General features: G+C 69.0%; 15 protein-coding genes. 3 read left to right on the plus strand and 12 right to left on the minus strand.

Annotated elements, in window-relative coordinates; genetic code table 11:
• Nucleotides 1-4 precede the first annotated feature (4 nt).
• From AB0B82_RS07210 to AB0B82_RS07225, 4 genes are read right to left on the minus strand one after another with little or no spacing between them, the layout of a single operon-like run.
• Nucleotides 5-901: an NAD(P)-dependent oxidoreductase gene (locus AB0B82_RS07210; RefSeq protein ID WP_360163608.1), complete on the minus strand. Its 897-nt coding sequence runs from the start codon at nucleotides 899-901 to the stop codon at nucleotides 5-7.
• Nucleotides 902-1783 carry a carbohydrate ABC transporter permease gene (locus tag AB0B82_RS07215; protein ID WP_360163610.1) on the minus strand — a complete coding sequence of 294 codons (882 nt, stop codon included), beginning with the start codon at nucleotides 1781-1783 and terminating at the stop codon, nucleotides 902-904.
• Nucleotides 1780-2697: a sugar ABC transporter permease gene (locus AB0B82_RS07220; RefSeq protein WP_360163612.1), complete on the minus strand. Its 918-nt coding sequence runs from the start codon at nucleotides 2695-2697 to the stop codon at nucleotides 1780-1782. The genes AB0B82_RS07215 and AB0B82_RS07220 overlap by 4 nt, the downstream gene beginning before the upstream one ends.
• Nucleotides 2698-2712: 15 nt before the next feature.
• Nucleotides 2713-4113, minus strand: coding sequence for an extracellular solute-binding protein (locus AB0B82_RS07225; protein ID WP_360163614.1), 1401 nt, complete (start codon nucleotides 4111-4113; stop codon nucleotides 2713-2715).
• A gap of 231 nt (nucleotides 4114-4344) precedes the next feature.
• Between AB0B82_RS07225 and AB0B82_RS07230 the strand changes: the two genes are divergently transcribed.
• Nucleotides 4345-4842: a GNAT family N-acetyltransferase gene (locus AB0B82_RS07230; RefSeq protein ID WP_360163616.1), complete on the plus strand. Its 498-nt coding sequence runs from the start codon at nucleotides 4345-4347 to the stop codon at nucleotides 4840-4842.
• Between the two features lie 3 nt (nucleotides 4843-4845).
• On the opposite strand, the gene AB0B82_RS07235 is transcribed toward AB0B82_RS07230, so the two are convergent.
• Nucleotides 4846-5916 carry a DUF4185 domain-containing protein gene (locus AB0B82_RS07235; RefSeq protein ID WP_360163618.1) on the minus strand — a complete coding sequence of 357 codons (1071 nt, stop codon included), beginning with the start codon at nucleotides 5914-5916 and terminating at the stop codon, nucleotides 4846-4848.
• Nucleotides 5917-6082: 166 nt separating this feature from the next.
• Between AB0B82_RS07235 and AB0B82_RS07240 the strand changes: the two genes are divergently transcribed.
• The gene (locus AB0B82_RS07240) at nucleotides 6083-6826 is read left to right on the plus strand and encodes an SDR family NAD(P)-dependent oxidoreductase (protein WP_360163620.1); all 744 of its coding nucleotides are present in this window, start codon (nucleotides 6083-6085) and stop codon (nucleotides 6824-6826) included.
• On the opposite strand, the gene AB0B82_RS07245 is transcribed toward AB0B82_RS07240, so the two are convergent.
• Together AB0B82_RS07245 and AB0B82_RS07250 are read right to left on the minus strand one after the other, a co-directional pair.
• On the minus strand, nucleotides 6827-7648 hold the full coding sequence (locus AB0B82_RS07245) for a sulfurtransferase (protein ID WP_360163622.1): 822 nt from the start codon (nucleotides 7646-7648) through the stop codon (nucleotides 6827-6829).
• Between the two features lie 76 nt (nucleotides 7649-7724).
• Nucleotides 7725-8378, minus strand: coding sequence for a thymidine kinase (locus tag AB0B82_RS07250; protein WP_360163624.1), 654 nt, complete (start codon nucleotides 8376-8378; stop codon nucleotides 7725-7727).
• A 121-nt stretch (nucleotides 8379-8499) separates the two neighbouring features.
• Here AB0B82_RS07250 and AB0B82_RS07255 point away from each other — a divergent pair, with 121 nt between their 5' ends.
• Complete coding sequence (locus tag AB0B82_RS07255) at nucleotides 8500-10140, plus strand: S8 family serine peptidase (protein ID WP_360163626.1); 1641 nt, start codon at nucleotides 8500-8502, stop codon at nucleotides 10138-10140.
• 12 nt (nucleotides 10141-10152) lie between these two features.
• Here the strand turns inward: AB0B82_RS07255 and AB0B82_RS07260 are convergent, their stop codons facing one another.
• From AB0B82_RS07260 to AB0B82_RS07280, 5 genes are all read right to left on the minus strand, one after another.
• A complete protein-coding gene (locus AB0B82_RS07260) occupies nucleotides 10153-11280 on the minus strand; it encodes a nucleotide pyrophosphatase/phosphodiesterase family protein (RefSeq protein WP_360163628.1) in 1128 nt (375 codons plus the stop codon).
• Nucleotides 11281-11284: 4 nt separating this feature from the next.
• The gene (locus AB0B82_RS07265; protein ID WP_360163630.1) at nucleotides 11285-11896 is read right to left on the minus strand and encodes a DUF5998 family protein; all 612 of its coding nucleotides are present in this window, start codon (nucleotides 11894-11896) and stop codon (nucleotides 11285-11287) included.
• Nucleotides 11897-11964: 68 nt separating this feature from the next.
• The gene (locus AB0B82_RS07270) at nucleotides 11965-13605 is read right to left on the minus strand and encodes an FtsX-like permease family protein (protein ID WP_360163632.1); all 1641 of its coding nucleotides are present in this window, start codon (nucleotides 13603-13605) and stop codon (nucleotides 11965-11967) included.
• 5 nt (nucleotides 13606-13610) lie between these two features.
• Nucleotides 13611-14312: an ABC transporter ATP-binding protein gene (locus tag AB0B82_RS07275; protein ID WP_360163634.1), complete on the minus strand. Its 702-nt coding sequence runs from the start codon at nucleotides 14310-14312 to the stop codon at nucleotides 13611-13613.
• Nucleotides 14313-14666: 354 nt separating this feature from the next.
• Entirely contained in the window at nucleotides 14667-15716 is a 1050-nt protein-coding gene (locus AB0B82_RS07280; protein WP_360163636.1) for a P1 family peptidase, read from the minus strand.
• Nucleotides 15717-16348: the final 632 nt, after the last annotated feature.

Here is a 16348-nt window from a genome sequence, read left to right on the forward strand (position 1 = left end):
GTGTTCAGTGCTCCAGACTCAAAGTAGGCAAATCCAGTTCGTGCCGGGCCGCGAAGCCCAGCACCGTCCGTACGGCGCTCAGGTCGATCGGCACCTCGCGGCCGGCGAACCGGCGCGCCCGCGGCACCTCCGGCGCGTAGGCATCCAGCAGATCGTCGGTCGCATACGGCGCGATCGTGGTGCTCGCGGTCACGAAGAAGGTGTGCGCGCCGGACAGCGGCGCGGTCAGCCCGAGTTCGACGGCGTACGCCGCATCACGCGTGTCCAGATAACTCCACGCCTCCCGGACACCGCTGCCGGGGTGCTCGCGGGCGTGCTCGGACATCTTCCCCAGCGCCTCCGCCGAGTTCACATGCGGGAAACGGAAGGCGACCACGTCGATCCCGAACCGCCGCCACGCCGCCCGCGCAGTGTTCTCGTCGGTCTGCTTCGACAGCGAGTACGGATCGGCGACGTCGGTCGGCGCCTGCTCGTCCCACGGGAAGTACGGCGGACGGATCTCGTGCGGATTGAACGGCACGCCCGTCGCGTTGATGCTGCTCGCGATCACCGCCCTGTCGATCCCGAGCGCACCAGCCTGCGCGAGCACGTTGAACGTCGACACCACGTTGATCGAGAACACGTCGTACGGCGTCCCCGCCGACGGATGGGGCAGCGCCGCCAGATGGACGACGTACTCGACACCCTCGAGCGCCCGCGCCACATCCGTCTCCGACCGCGTGTCGCCGATCAGGATCCGGTCAGCCTTCAGGTCCGGATGCTCGATGTTGCTCAACGCGGTCACCTTCGCGCCGAGCGCGTTCAGATGCTCGACCGTGGTCCGTCCGATGCGGCCGGCGGCCCCCGTGACCAGCACCCGCCGGCCGTTCAGTTCACTCACTGTGCTCACTACTGTGCTCACTCATTCCTTGATACCCCCGGCCATGCCTACCCCGCGCAGGAACTGCTTCTGGAACAGCAGGAACAGCACCACCGGGATCAGCACCGCGAGGAACAGCGCGCTCATCTGCAGCGAGATCTCGGTGGTCTTGGCCACCCGGGGCAGCGCGACCGAGATCGGCTGCAGGCGAGGATCGGGCAGCACGAGCAACGGCCACAGGTAATCCTTCCACGAGCCGATCACGGTCAGCAGCGCGACCACGCCGACGATCGGCTTCGACAACGGCAGGATCAGCGCCGTGAACAGCCGCAGGTTGCTCGCACCGTCGATCCGGGCCGCCTCGATCAGCTCACGCGGGATCGAGTCGAAGTACCGTTTCATCACCAGCACGTTGAACGCACCCGCCGCCGACGGCAGCCAGACCGCCCAGAAGGTGTTCTGCAGGCTGATCCCGAGCAACGGCATCTTGAGGATCGTCATGTAGAGCGGGACGAGCGAGATGACGCCGGGCAGAAACAGCGTTGCGAGGACGGCGCCGGTCAGCACCGGCCCCCATCTCGGGCGCAGGATGCTGAGCACGAACGCTCCCGTCGTGCACACGAACAGCGTCGAGAGCATCGAGCCGATCGCGATGAACGCGGTGTTGCCCAGGTACGCGCCGATCTGCACCCGGTTCCACGCGTCCGGGATGTTCTGCGGCTGGATGCCCGACGGCCACAGCTGCATCGGGCCGCGGAGGATGTCCTGGCTGGTCGAGACACCGGACTTCAGCAGCCACAGCAGCGGCCCGACACCGGCGATCAGTACGCCGATGAAGATCAGCACCTGAACAGCGGGCAGGCCGTACCGGATCAGGCCACGCTGACGGTCCGCCGTCGAGATGATGCCGCGTTCATGACTCATGTCGTACTCCAGCGACGAGTGGCGAAGTGGTAGCCGACCGACAGCACGCACAGCACCCCGGCGAGCAGCACGCTGAGCGCGGTCGCGGCACCGAAGTCTCCGTTGATGAACGCGTACCGGTAGATCAGCAGCAGGATCGTCGTGGTCGCGTTGTTCGGGCCGCCGCCGGTGAACAGGAACGGCTCGGTGAACACCTGGAACGTGCCGATCAGCTGCAGCAGCATCATGATCAGGATGATTCCGCGGATCTGCGGCAGCGTGACGTGCCAGACCCGGCTCCAGATCCCCGCCCCGTCCAGTTCGGCCGCCTCGTAGAGCTCGGTCCGTACGCCGGTGAGCGCGGCCAGGTAGATGATCGACGTCGCGCCGGCACCCGCCCAGGTGGCCTCGAGCACGATCGCGGGCATCGCCAGCGTCTGCGAGTTCAGCCAGGCGAACGGCCCGATCCCGAACCAGCCGAGGATCGCGTTGAACACCCCCGAACCGCTCGGGTCGTAGAAGAACGTCCACAACAGGATTGCGGCCACCGGCGGGACGACGGCGGGCAGGTAGGACAGCACGTTGTACAGCCAGCCGGTCTTGCGCAGCTCGCTGATGAAGACCGCCAGGAACAGTGGCACCGGGAACCCGAAGATCAGTGCCAGGAACGCGAAGTACAGCGTGTTCAGGGCCGCCTGCGGGAGCTGCGGGTCGGTCAGCACGTAGCTGAAGTTCGACATCCCGACCCACTCGGGCGGCTGGACCAGGTTGTTCTTCTGGAAGCTGAGCACCAGCCCGCGGAGGATCGGCCCCCAGGAGAAGTACAGGAAGATCAGGACCAGCGGCAGCGCGAAGACGACGGCGCTGAGCCCGCCGGAGCGGTACCAGACGGCAACGCTCCGGCCGGGCTTGTGTGAGGTTCTCTGCTGGAACATGAATCGACCGCGCCGCTACCGGGCCAGGCGGGCGTCGACCTTCGCGGCAGTGTCGCTCAGCAGCTTGTCGATGTCCGCGTCCTTCTTGGTCAGCACCTGCTGGACGACCGGATCGAGCAGCGAGTAGACCTCCTGACCCTTGTTCGACGGTTCAGGCAGCAGCTTCAGGCTCGTGGTCGAGTCGATGTAGCCCTGGAACTGCTTGACCGGCACGTTCACGTACGGCTCGCGCCACTTGTTGTACTGGTCGTAGGTCTCCTGGCTGAGCGGCGTGATGCCGGGCCGGCCGACGAAACCCTTGTCCGCGATCGTGGTCTTCGCGTCCTGCACCGCCTGCGCCTCGGACGTGTATTTGTCGAACTGGTCGAACTTGATCCACTTCAGTGCCGCGACGATCTCGTTTTTGGTCGCCTTCGGGCTGATCATCTTCAGCGAGCCACCGGTCAGCGTGCCGTGCGGGCCGCCGTCCTGCGGCAGCGCGCCGTGGCCGTAGTCGGCGGGCTTCATCCCGAAGTTCTTCACGGTCATGTCGTAGGCGTCCGGCGCCTGCATGACCATCCCGATCTTCCCGGCCGCGAAGTCCTGCCGGACCTCTTCCTGGTTGTAGAGGAACCGGCTGCCCATCGAGTTGTCGGTCCAGCGCATGTCCTTCAGCAGCTGCAGCGCCTTCTTCGTCGGCGCGTCGTTGAACGTGCTCTGCTTGCCGTCCGGGCTCTCCACGCTGCCGCCCATGCTGTACGTCATCGTGGTCAGCATCCAGCCGCCGGTGTTGTTCGTGGTGAGCTGCGCGTAGCCCGCCTTGCCGGTCTTCTCGCTGATCTGCTTCGCGTACTGGCGGACCTCGTCCCACGTCGTCGGCGGCTTGTCCGGGTCGAGTCCGGCCTGCTGGAACAGCGCCCGGTTGTAGGCCAGGCCGACTGAGAAGACGTCGATCGGGACGCCGTAGATCCGTCCGTTCGCGTCCTGGACGATCTTCAGCACATTCGGGTTCAGGTCCTTGGTCAGGTCGACCAGCTTGAGCTCGTCGGTGATGTCCGGGAGCTGCTTGTTCGGGATCATGTTGGCCGGCTCGGTGAAGCTGATGTTCATCACCGTCGGCAGCGTGCCGCCGGCCACCTGGGCCTGGAAGGTCTGAGCCTCCCACTTGGTCTCGGTCGACTTCACCGTGATGTTCGGGTACTTCGCGGTGAAGTCCTTGATCTTCTGCTCGAACGCCTTGATGTCGTTCGGCTTGTCCGGCGTCGGGCGGTCCCCGACCGTGATCGTCACCGGCGCGTTCTCGTCGATCTCGCCGCCGGCGCCGCCGGTCCCACCGGACGCGGCCGGGTCCGCCTTCGCGCAGCCCGCCGCCACGAGCATCAGGCCGGCCGCCCCCAGGACCACCCCACGCCGGCCCCACCTGCTCACTCTCGTCATCGGAACTCCTCAGGTCCGGATGCCGCCGGTGTGCTCTGAGCCACACACCGACCAAGTGCCGAGTAAGTTAAACCAAGCGTGTTACTTACTCAAGAGGTCAGGGACGACGAGCGCAGTAACGGTTTCGCTTCAGACCTGGAGATCTCCCAGCGGGCAGGAACTTCGTCGACCGTGTGTGATCCTCGCGCAAAACGACTGGAGCCGGTCGGAGTACGGCGTCAGGATGGCGGCATGCAGCTTCGACCCGCGACCGCCGACGACCTGCCGTTCCTGATCCAGATGTTGCTCGAGGCGTACAACTGGGACGGGACGCCGAGCTTCGACGAGGAGAGGCTGCGATCCGACGACCACGCCGTGCGGTACGTCGACGCGTGGCCGCGCGCGAACGACTTCGGCGTCGTCGCCGAGATCGACGGCGAGCGGGCCGGCGCAGCCTGGGCGCGGGCACTCACCGCCGATCGGCCCGGCTACGGGTACGTGGCGGACGACGTACCCGAGCTCTCGCTGGGCGTCTCCCCCGAGTTCCGGCGGCGCGGTGTCGCACGGGCCCTGCTCGCCGAGTTGATCGCGCAGGCGCGCGCCGCGTCGTACCGGCAACTCTCACTCAGCGTCGATCCGGGCAACGTGGCGCGCAAGCTCTACGAGTCGTTCGGCTTCCGCAAGGTCGGCGTCAACGGCACGTCCGACACGATGATCCTCGACCTCCAGCCGGACTCGACCTCTGGTTGAGCCTTACCCGAAGCCGCGGACGCGGAACTGCATCACGCGGTACGGCCAGCCCTCGGCGGTGTTCCACTGGCTGACCGAGAGATGCAGGTCGGACAGCGTGGAGCCGGGGATCACGTACCCGCCGTACAACTGGGCGACGTGGTTGTCGTCCTCCGACCCCCAGGCGCCGCCGTAGATCAGCGTCTGCCGGTACGCCGTGTAGAGGTTGGACGTCGGCGTGTCCATGATGATGCCGTCGATCCGGTAGTCGCCGGCGTTGAACCAGGTCAGCACCCACTTGCCGCCGAGCGGACGCAGGCTCATCTCACCGAAGCTCCCGGACAGGATCGGCGTCGCCGGATTGCCCCATGCCCAGACGCCGTCGCGATAGCCCCATGGCTCGTACGCTCCCGGGTTCGCGATGTTCTCGGCCCGTACGCGCTTCAGGATGATCGGCTTGTTGCGCTGGAAGCCGGTCGAGTAGACGTACACGTACCCGTCGTTGCCGAGGCCCCAGGTGAGCAGCTGGAACATCCCGCCGTCGATGTTCGGATCGAACTTCGCGCCGGTGTGGTACCAGGTCGCGCCCGAGTTGTCCGAGCGCCAGATCTCGGTCCAGACCACATTCCCGAGGCCTTTGTTGACCATCGCGTGCAGGTACATCGACCCGCCGATCGTGATCACGTCCGACGGCAGTACGGTCGAGAACGTCGGGTTGTCGTGCGGGTAGTCCCACAGCTGCTGCGCCGCGTCTCCCCCGACCGCGCCGGACCACCGCACGCCGCCGTTCAGATCCGCGGTGGTGGACCACAACGCGACCGGCGAGCGCCACCAGCCGCCGCCGACCCGGGGCTCCTCGAAGGTGTCGCCGAACATGAACAGCAACCGCCCGTCGGGCGTCCGCGCCGGAATGCCGAGGTCGGTCGCGGCCATTCGGAACCGGTCGGTCAGACCCGGGCCGGTCAGATCCGCAACCTTGTTCGTCAGCACCGCCTGGCTCCCGGCCAGGGCCTGTCGCGGTACGGCGTTCGGTACGGCGGCCAGCACGCCGGCGCCGACGGCGGCGCGGAGGAAAGTGGAGCGCTTCATCGTCATCCGTGACTCCCAACAGCAACAGGGGCGGTTCGATGGGAAATCGATTTCTCTCTCACCCTCCCGCAGGCCTCTCGCGACGTCAACCCTTACAGCGAGAGCCGAATCCTGTGGCCCAGTTCACGGGCCGCAACCGTCACAGCCGACCCGCCGCCGGCATCTCCTGGGCATGACGAACACACAGCAGACGACAGTGCTGATCACCGGGGCGAACAAGGGACTCGGCCTCGAGTCGGCGCGACGGCTCGGTGGACTGGGATGGAAGGTCTTCCTGGGCTCGCGGGACGAGGAACGCGGCCGGGCGGCGGCCGAGAAGCTCGCCGCGGACGGCGTCGACGTCGTACCGGTGCAGCTCGACGTCACCTCCGACGAGTCGGTGGCGGCCGCGATGTCCGTCGTACGGCGGCACACCGAGCGGCTCGACGTACTCATCAACAATGCGGGTGCCCCGGGCAACGTGACGCATCCGGCCGAGGCGACGGCGGACGAGCTGCACGCGGTGTACGACGTGAACGTGTACGGGCCGGTCCGGGTGACGCACGCGTTTCTGCCGTTGTTGCAGGCGGCCGCACACCCGCGCGTGGTGATGGTGTCGAGCGCCGGCGGGGCGTTCAGCGTCGTCCTGGATCCCACGCAGCCGGTGGCGAAGATGTACGAGCTCGCCTACAGCACGTCGAAGGCGGCGCTCAACATGCTCACCGTGCGGTACGCCCAGGCCTTACCCGGCATCAAGTTCAACGCCATCACGCCGGGCGAGACCGAGAAGCAGACGTTCGCCGCGACCGACATGAACCAGCACAGGGGTCAGCTGACGGTCACCGAGGGGACCGACGTGATCGTCCGGATGGCCACGATCGGCCCGGACGGACCGACCGCGACCTTCGAGGATCGTGTCGGGCCGCTGGCCTGGTGATCAGTCCCGGCCCGTCGCCACCGGGCGCTCGGGGTCGGTGATCCACTCCGACCAGCTGCCGATGTACACGGTCGCCGGAATCCCCGCGGACTCCAGCGCCAGTGCCTCGTGCGCAGCAGTGACGCCGGAGCCGCAGTACACACCAACCTCGGCATCGGGAGTGACGCCGAGCGAAGTGAACCGGGCGCGGAGATCGGCGGCCGGCAGGAACCGGCCATTCTCGTCGACGTTGGCGGTCGTCGGGGCGTTCACGGCACCCGGGATATGTCCGGCGACCGGGTCCATCGGCTCGACCTCACCGGCGAAGCGTTCCGGGGCGCGCGCGTCGAGCAGGATGCCCTTGGCCGCGACCGCGGCGGCACCGTCGGCGTCGAGCAGTGGCAAGTGACCGGGAGTCGCGGTGAAGGTGCCGGCGCCCTCGGCCGGCACCTCCGTCGTGACCTCTCCCCCAGCAGCCCGCCAGGCGGCGAGCCCGCCGTCCAGGACCCTGACGTTCGTCAGGCCGAAGTAGCGGAAGACCCACCAGGCGCGGGCCGCCGCCATCGCGTTCGCCGCGTCGTACACGACCACCGGGGTGTCGGCGGCGCTGATCCCCAGCCGCGCGAACGTCGCGGTCACAGTGGTTGCACTCGGCAACGGGTGCCGGCCGGGGCCGGGCGGAGCGGCGAGCTCGGTGTCGAGGTCCACGAAGTACGCCCCGGGCAAGTGACCCGCGTCGTACGCGGTCCGGCCGTGCGGACCGGCCAAGTTCCACGTCACGTCGGCAAGCACCGGAGCCGGCTCCAGCGCCCGCGACTCCGCAACAGTGACCAGCCCACTCATCCGCGTCCTCGCTTCGCTCCGGGCGCGGACGAGGCACGGTCCACGCTGTACTTGTTGATGAACTCGCTCCGCTCGTTCATGAGGCAGCTCCTCCGAACGGCAGGACTTCGGGTGACAGGGTGGCTCGCGCGCGGGCCTGGGTGAGACGGCGGCGGTGGTGCCGCCGGCACAGGACCTCGTACGACACCTCGTGGTCACGCGTCTCCATGTCGCCCACCACCAACTGCTCGCCCTCGGTCACCATCTCTCCACCGATCGTACGGGCGTTGTGCGTGGCCCGTTCACCGCACCAGCACAACGCCTCGACCTGCAGCAGTTCCATCCGGTCGGCGAGCTCGACCAGCCGCGCCGAACCCGGGAACAGCGTCGCCCGGAAGTCGGTCAGGATGCCGAAGCAGAACACGTCGACCTGCAGTTCGTCGACCAGGCGCGCGAGCTGCTCGATCTGCAGCGGGCTGTAGAACTGCGCCTCGTCGCACACCACGTAGTCGATCCGTCCACCGCGCGTCAGCTCGCCGACGACGTAGTCCCAGAAGTCGAACTCGGCCCGCACCTCGACCGCCTCGGCGGACAGGCCGAGTCGCGACGACAGCACCGAGTCCCCGGCCCGGTCGTGGCTGGTGAAGATTCTCCCTTGCCTCCCCCGCGCCTTGTGGTTGTGATCCATCTGCAGCGCCAGTGTCGACTTGCCGCAGTCCATCGTCCCGGTGAAATACAGGAGCTCCGCCACGGGCGCACATCCTGCCAAGTCAACGGTCCGCCGCGCACTCCGGGGTGTGTCGCGGGCGCCGCTCCCGGGGCGGGTTGGGTTCTGGACCTCGGGTCAGTTTGAATGGAATGTGCGCAAAGCCTTGCTTCTCGTTCTGGCGACCCTGTTGACGGTCACCGCCACCGTGCCCGCCGACGCCGCCGGGGAGACCTTCCCGGTCCGGTCGGCCGCTGGGCTGCGCGCGTACTTCGTGATCACGGCCGCCGGCCAGACCGCGAAGGCGACCGCGGCGATCACGCAGAACGGCGGCACGGTCTATGCGACGTACGACGCGATCGGCGTGATCGTCGCGCATTCGGCGACCGACGGCTTCGCGGACAAACTGCGCGCCGTCGACGGCGTCCAGAAGGCCGGTGCGACCCGGACGTCCGACGTGCCCGCGGACGCTGCGAACCCGGCGGTGCCGCCCGCGGTCGCCGAGACACCGACGACCCTTCCGGAGCGGGACCGGACGGACATGACGCTGATCGGCGCCGACCAGGCCTGGACGAAGGACCCGGGCTCGAAGAACGTGACCGTCGGCGTGCTGGACACCGGCGTCGACGACCAGCACCCCGATCTGAAGGCGAACTTCGACCCGGCCAAGTCGGCCTCCTGCGCGTACGGCAAGGCCGACACCCGCCCGGGGGCCTGGCGCCCGGTCGGTGAGCACGGTACCCATGTGGCCGGCACGATCGCGGGCGTGCGGAACGGCATCGGCATGATCGGCGTCGCGCCCGGCGTGAAGGTGTCGTCGATCCGCGTGGCCGAGCCCGGGAGCGAGTTGTTCTTTCCCGAGAACACGGTGTGCTCGTTCATGTTCGCCGCCGACAAGGGCGTGTCGGTGACCAACAACAGCTACTACGTCGACCCGTGGCTGTTCAACTGCCCGAGTGACAAGGACCAGGACGCGATCGTCGAGGCGGTCCGCCGCGCGGTCGCGTACTCGGAGAGCAAGGGGGTCGTCAACGTTGCGGCGGCCGGCAACGAGAACTACGACCTGGCCAACAAGACCAGCGACGACAGCAGCCCGAACGACTCGACCACAACCGACCGGACCATCACCAACGACTGCCTCAGTCTGCCGACCGAACTGCCGAACGTGGTCGTGGTCGCCGCCGTCGACCCCAGCAGCCGGAAGACGTCGTTCTCGAACTACGGTCAGAACAAGATCCACCTCGCGGCGCCTGGCCAGGCGGTGTTCTCGACCGTGCCGGGCGGCGGCTACAAGAACCTCGACGGTACGTCGATGGCGTCGCCGCATGTCGCCGGTGTCGCAGCCCTGCTCCGCAGCGTGGACCCGAAGCTGACCCCGGCCAAGGTCCGCGAGCGCCTTGCGCAGCAGGCCAACGACCTCGCCTGCCCGCCCGGAGCCTCCGGTGAGTGCGTCGGCACCGCCGGCAACAACTCGTACTACGGCGAGGGAATGGTCGACGCCGCCGAGGCGGTCGGCGCCGCACCCGCGCAACCGCAGGGCGCGATCACGATCACCGAGCCGTCCGAGCAGCTCAGCTTCGGTACGCTGCCGGCGGTCCCGCTGCTGATGAAGGGCACCGGCGGCTCCGGTGCGATCAGCTACTCGGCGACCGGTCTGCCGCCTGGCCTGTCCATCGACCGCGAGCGCGGGTGGATCACCGGCGTCCTCGAGCCCGGTGCGGGCCGCTACAAGGTCACGGTCACGGCGCGCGACGGGCAGGCAAAGACCGCCCGCACGAGCTTCTTCTGGAACGTCTGGAGTTTCTGACCTGTCCGGTGGTCACTGACCGGTGTCGACGAGGAGCGGGATTTCCATCTCGTCGGCGCTCAACGAGCCGTGCAGCCCGATCAGGCCGGCCTCTTGCGCCGCCCGCTGACTGGCGACCAGCGCGAGCGGTCCGAGCGCCGCGACCACTACGTCGCCGAGCCGTGGCAGCACACGGTCCTCGACGACCGGCCCGAACCAGCCACGCGCGACCGCCTCGGCGCGCGGCAACACCAGCGCCTTGTCCCCCAGGCGCTCCCGATACGTCGCCAGGACATCGCCCTCGGCGCCGGGAACGCAGTACAGATGCCGGAACCGTGACTCACCGCCGACCAGCGCCACGCCCTCGGTCAGCGCGGGCTCAGTGTCCAGGTCCACGCGGTACTCGGGTGCGACGTCGATCATCCCGTGGTCGGCGACGACGAGCAGTACGGCGTCCCGCGGCAGCGCGGACCGGACCTGCTGCGCGAACGTGTCGGCCGCGCTCAGTTCCTTCTCCCACTGCCACGAGTCGCAGCCCTGCTGGTGGCCGATGTAGTCGAGCTGCGAGTCGTACACGTACACCAGCGACGACTTGCCCTCGCGACTCGCGAACCGGGTCGCGTCCAGGCGGTCCTCGATCGTGTCGGCCCCACGGTGCGCACTTCCGCGGAACGCGGCGGCGGTGAGCCCCGACGAGTCGAACCGCGCCTTGCTCACATTACGCGTGGCGACTCCGGCCGCCGCGGCGCGGTCGAAGACCGTCCCGTGCGGCTGCCAGCGGCGCGGGTCGACCGGAGCGTCCCAGGCCAGCATGTTCAGCAGGTCACCGGTCTCCGGGACGATCGAGGTGTAGCCGACGATGCCGTGGGCGCCTGGCGGCAGGCCGGTGCCGAGGCTGGTCAGGCTGACCGCCGTCGTGGACGGCACCCCGGCCGTCAGGCTGCGGCCCTTCGCCATCAGCGCGGACAGGTACGGCGCGGCATGGGCGTACCGCTGCAGGTTGTTCCAGCCGAGTCCGTCGAAGAGCAGGACGGCGTAACGGGACGCGGGCGGCAGGCCGAGTACGTCGGTCTCGCCGGGAACCGACAGCGCCCCGGCCACCGAGGGCAGCACATCGGCGAGCGCGCCGCCGCCGTACTGCGGGGACACTGCTGGGATCACGGCACTACCTGCTGGTCGCGAACGACAGCGCCTTGGCGAACTCGAGCACCTGCTGGATCCCGGCCGGACCGTCCGCCGCGGCGCTGATCCGCAGCGAGATGTCGTCCGCGGCGACCGAGCCGGTGTAGCCGTGGTCGGCCTCGCAGTTCGGGTCGGCGCAGACGGCCGGCTCCAGGTCGATCCGGTTCACCATGCCCCAGCCGATGGTCAGCACCACCTCGCCGCCGCCGGCCACCGCCGGGTCGGACTTGCCCTTGGCGTAGCCGGCCGGATTCGGCACCACGCGGTTGACGACAACCGCATTCACCCGGTGCAGCGGGATCGCCTCGGTCGAGGTCGACGCGTACGGCGCGCGGATCAGCTCGTCGGCGGCGTGCTCGTCGGTGTGGCCGACAATCAGCCGGGTCGGGGTGAGCGCCAGGATGGTGATGTGCCGCCGGACCTCGTCCCGGTCGAACGTCGGCTCGTGCTGCAGCACGAAGGCCCGGATCGGCTCGCCGGCGATCGCCACTTCGAGCGAGTCGGTCACGACGTCGGGGTAGTAGCCGCACCGATCGATCGCGTCGCGCAGCTCCGCGGACGCATCGGCGAGCTCCGGTGCATTCAGGTCACGCATGCCCTCATCCTTGCACGACCCCGCCCCGGAGCGTTTCACCCAATCCCCTCACCTGTGGACAACCGCGATCAGTTCGCACTTGCCTTCCGCAGAACGGGCGCGCCCGCGGCACCGGCGAGCGCGACCAGGGCCAGCCCGGCGACGACCTGGCCGATCAGCAGCAGCAGACCAGAACTGCCTTCGGTGATCACCTGCCCGCCGCTCAGCGCCAGCCCACACAACGCGCCGAAGCCCACGACCGGCAGCCCCACTCCCACCACAGGTACGACGGCGGCCACGCGGGCCGATCGCTCGATCACCGACAGCGGTACGCCGGACCGCCGCAAGGCGCGAGCGGGTGCCGCCTGATCAAGCGCCGTACCGACCGCTCCGGCCGCGGTGGAGGCCGCGACGGTCAGGAAGACCAGTGACAGCAGGAGCGCGACACCGATGCGCATGTCGTCGAACGTCGGGTCCTCCCGGCCTCCTGGCATGAACACCGAGATGAACCCAGTCACGAAGCCGGACAGGACCAGAGCCGCCACGGGCCGGAAGGCCCCCTTGGGGTCGTCCACCAGTCGACGGCCGGCCAGCAGCATCACCGGGCCGTTCGCCGACTTCGCCATCAGCTTGCCGACCAGCTGTACCGCCCACGGCCCGATGATGCGCACTGCGAGCGCCGCGAACCCGATACCGATCAGCAACGGCAGGAGGGCCGCTTGCATCCCGTAGTACGCCAAAATCACCGGGCCGACGATCAGCAGCCCGATACGCACCACGCTGACGCCCTTGCGCCGCTGACCGCGCACAACACCGAGGGGCGTGATGCTGACCCGCCCCAGCCCAATGAGCGCGCTGATCACCGACAGCACCGGTACGGCGGCCAGTACGACGAGAACCGTCCACCACTGAACCGTGATGTCGCTGACGTACCAGCGACCACCACCGAGCGGGATACGCGCGATCAACGGACTCAGGAGCGTGTAGCCCACCAGGCCGACCACTCCACCGGCCAGTCCGAGCACCCCCTGCTCTACCGAACTCAGCCAGAGCACCTGGGTCCGGGTGGCGCCGGCCAGACGCAACGCGGCCAGTCGGTGCTCACGGCGCTTCGCCGCGACGCCAGCTGCCTGTCCGACGAGGCTCAGGATCGGGAACAGCACGAGAGTGATGCCGAATGCGACGGCGATCAGCAGGCCGAGCATGCGGCTGTCCCACATGTCCTCGTTCCAGCTGGTCACGTACTGCGGGTTCTGATCCGCGGGGATCATGTTGACGCCCCGGATGACGACGTACTCCTCCGGCGACGACAGGCCCTTGTCGGAGATGACTCCGGTCGGTTCGTCGAGCTTGTACTGCTCCGCGAGGCTCGACCAGTGCTTGGCGACCTCCGGCGAGACGAACACCTCGCCGGGCTTCGGTGTGTGGTCGAGTCCGGGAGGTGGCGCCGATTCCTGCTGCCCCACGGTGGCGAGCTCGATGACGGTCAGGTAGTGACCGTCGAGGCGTTGCCGGTCGTCGAGCTCGATCATGCCGACGGCATTGGCCGGATCGCCGTGCGCGGCACTGCGCCACCCGATCCGCTCGGACCGGTGCGACAAGCCGAGCGAGCCGGCGATCAGGAACGTCACCAGCAACGCGACCACCGCGGTGGCACCGAACGCTGCGAGGTTGGCGGCGCGCCCACCCGGCCCGGGGCGCCGAACGAACCGCAACCCGAGGTCGGTCATCGGGTTCATCGTGCGACCCCCATCGCTTCGCTGACGCGACCGTCGACGATGTGCAGCGTGCGGTGGCACCGGGCCGCGACCGCGTTGTCATGCGTCACCACGACCACCGCGGCACCCCGGTACGTCGCCGCGCCGACGAGCAGGTCGATGACCTGGGAGCCGGTGGCCGCGTCCAGCGCACCGGTCGGCTCGTCGGCGAACACCACCTGCGGTTCACCGACCAGGGCGCGTGCGATGGCGACCCGCTGTGCCTGACCACCGGACAGCTCACCCGGCCGACGGCTCACCTCGGCGGCGAGGCCTACCTGGGCGAGCGTCGTCCGCGCGCGCCCGATCGCATCCCGCCGGCTCATGCCGTCGACCATCAGCGGCAGGGCAACGTTCTCGTCCGCGGGCAGTTCGGCGAGCAACTGGTTGTCCTGGAACACGAAGCCGAGACGCCGGCGGCGGAGCACTGTCCGGGCGGCGTCGCTGAGCTTGTCGACGCGTTCACCCGCCAGCCAGACCTCACCCTGATCCGGGGTGAGGATGCCGGCGAGCACATGCAGCAGCGTGGTCTTGCCGTTGCCGCTGGGGCCCATCACGGCGAGCGCCTCGCCGGAGCGGACCGCGACGTCCACACCGGCCAGACCGACCACATCGCCGTAGTACTTGACCAGGCCCTGTCCGCTGAGAACGACCTGGGGCTGGGGACTCTGAAAGTTCATACCCCGAAGCCTTCCGCGCAACGCAGCGGGCGTCGTCGGACCGCGGTCCGGTTCCGGCGTCGTCTTCCGGCACCTTTCGGCGCGGCGGCGTACGACTCAGGTCGTACGCCGCGCCAGCTGTCAGTCGGTGCGGAACGAGTCGGTGCGGAACGAGTCGGTGCGGAACGCCGGCTGGAAGGCGTCGCGGTAGCTGGGGATCGCTCCGGTCAGGTCGTACGTCAGTCGGTGCGGAACGCCGGCTGGAAGGCGTCGCGGTAGCTAGGGATCGCTCCGGTCAGGTCGTACGTCAGTCGGTGCGGAACGCCGACGGGAAGGCGTCGCGATAGCTGGGGATCGCTCCGGTCAGGTCGTACGTCAGTCGGTGCGGAACGCCGACGGGAAGGCGTCGCGATAGCTGGGGATCGCTCCGGCCGGGGTGTCCACCGACTCGGCGTTGAGCATCGCGTGCACGATTGCGCGGCCCAGCGTGCGGGCGCCGGCGGCGTACACCGCCTCCAGTTGCGCGAGCGCGGCCGTGTCGGTGACAGTCAGCCGGGGAGCGTCGGCCGGAGCGGTCGACAGCGCGAAGATGCTGTCGCCGTCGACGAGGGTGTGGATCGGGTCGATCGACCGCGCCAGCCCGTCGTGCGCAACCATCGCCATCCGCTGCGCGGCCGCCTTGTCGAGCGGTACGTCCGTGGCGACGACCGCGATTACCGTGTTCATCGGCGGACCGGGGATCAGGTTGCGCCCTGGCGCGGCCGGTGGCGGCGCCTCGACCGGGGTGCGCAGGTGCGCGAACTCCGTGCCCAGACCGAGGCGGGCGCCGTACAGGTTGCCGTCGGCGTCGATCGCGGACCCGGCCGCGTTCACGATCACCAGCGCGCCGACCGTCGTACCGTCGTCGAGCCGCACGCTCGCCGAGCCGACGCCGCCCTTCAGCGACCTGGCCCGGGCCCCGGCACCGGCCCCGTGGTTGCCGAGGGCAACCGGTCCGTCGGTGGCGGCGGCGATCGCGTCCGCTCCCCAGGCCGGCTCCGGGCGCGCGGTGAAGTCGCCACCGCGGCCGAGGTCGAAAATCACCGCGGTGGGCACGATCGGCACGACGTCGTGGTCGCCCGGACCACACCGGACGCCCTCGGCACGCTCCTCGAGCCAGCGCATCACGCTGCCGGCCGTGTCCAGCCCGAACGCGCTGCCGCCGGTCAGGACGATCGCGTTGACACCAGCGTTCGAGTTCACCGGCGACAGCAGGTCGGTCTCGCGCGTCCCAGGTGCGCCACCGCGGACGTCGACGCCCGCAACCGCCGTACCGGGTGTGTAAACCACGGTGGTACCGGTCAGGTACGGCGGGTCGGTGCGCTCGACCTGGCCGACCAGAATTCCAGGGACATCGGTGATCGCGTTGTGCGGTCCGGGCTGCATGCCGCCGATCCTTGCACGCACGCGCAATCGGCGCCGACCCGCACTCCGCGCGCGTCCGCGCAGCCAAGGCCCCTTGAGCTCCTACCGGGGACCGCGAACACCCACCCGGGACCACGCACACCCACCCGGGACCGTGCGCACCCACCCGGGACCATGCACACCCAACCCCGACCTCGCACACCCGCCCGGGACCATGCATCCCATCCCGGGACCGTGCACCCCATCCCGGGGCCTTGAACAAGCAATAACCACTCCACACCCACCACAACCTGTCCAAACCCGGCGTTGGCGAGCGCAGCGCCGACCGCGGTCCCCCGACTCCAGCCCGCACGACGACTGACGCAGCCAACCCCATACGAACGGATTACCCGCCCAGTTAGGGGTTCTCTGCTCTCATACCGATGAAGAAACCCCAACACGCGGGGATATCCGGCTCTTGTGACCGATCCGTGGGTGGCCCGGGTGACCGAGTCGCCGCCCACGCTGTGCCGCGCTGGACCGCGCCCGACCACGCCCGACCGCGCTGGACCGCGCTGGACGCCGCGCGCGTTCCCACACCGTGGGTTCACCCACGGTGTTGTGGGGTGCGGGCCCCGGGGAAGGGGGCGGAACCCCCAACACCATGGGGGGAC

The sequence above is a fragment of the Kribbella sp. NPDC048915 genome, assembly GCF_040649595.1.
Lineage (GTDB): Bacteria > Actinomycetota > Actinomycetes > Propionibacteriales > Kribbellaceae > Kribbella.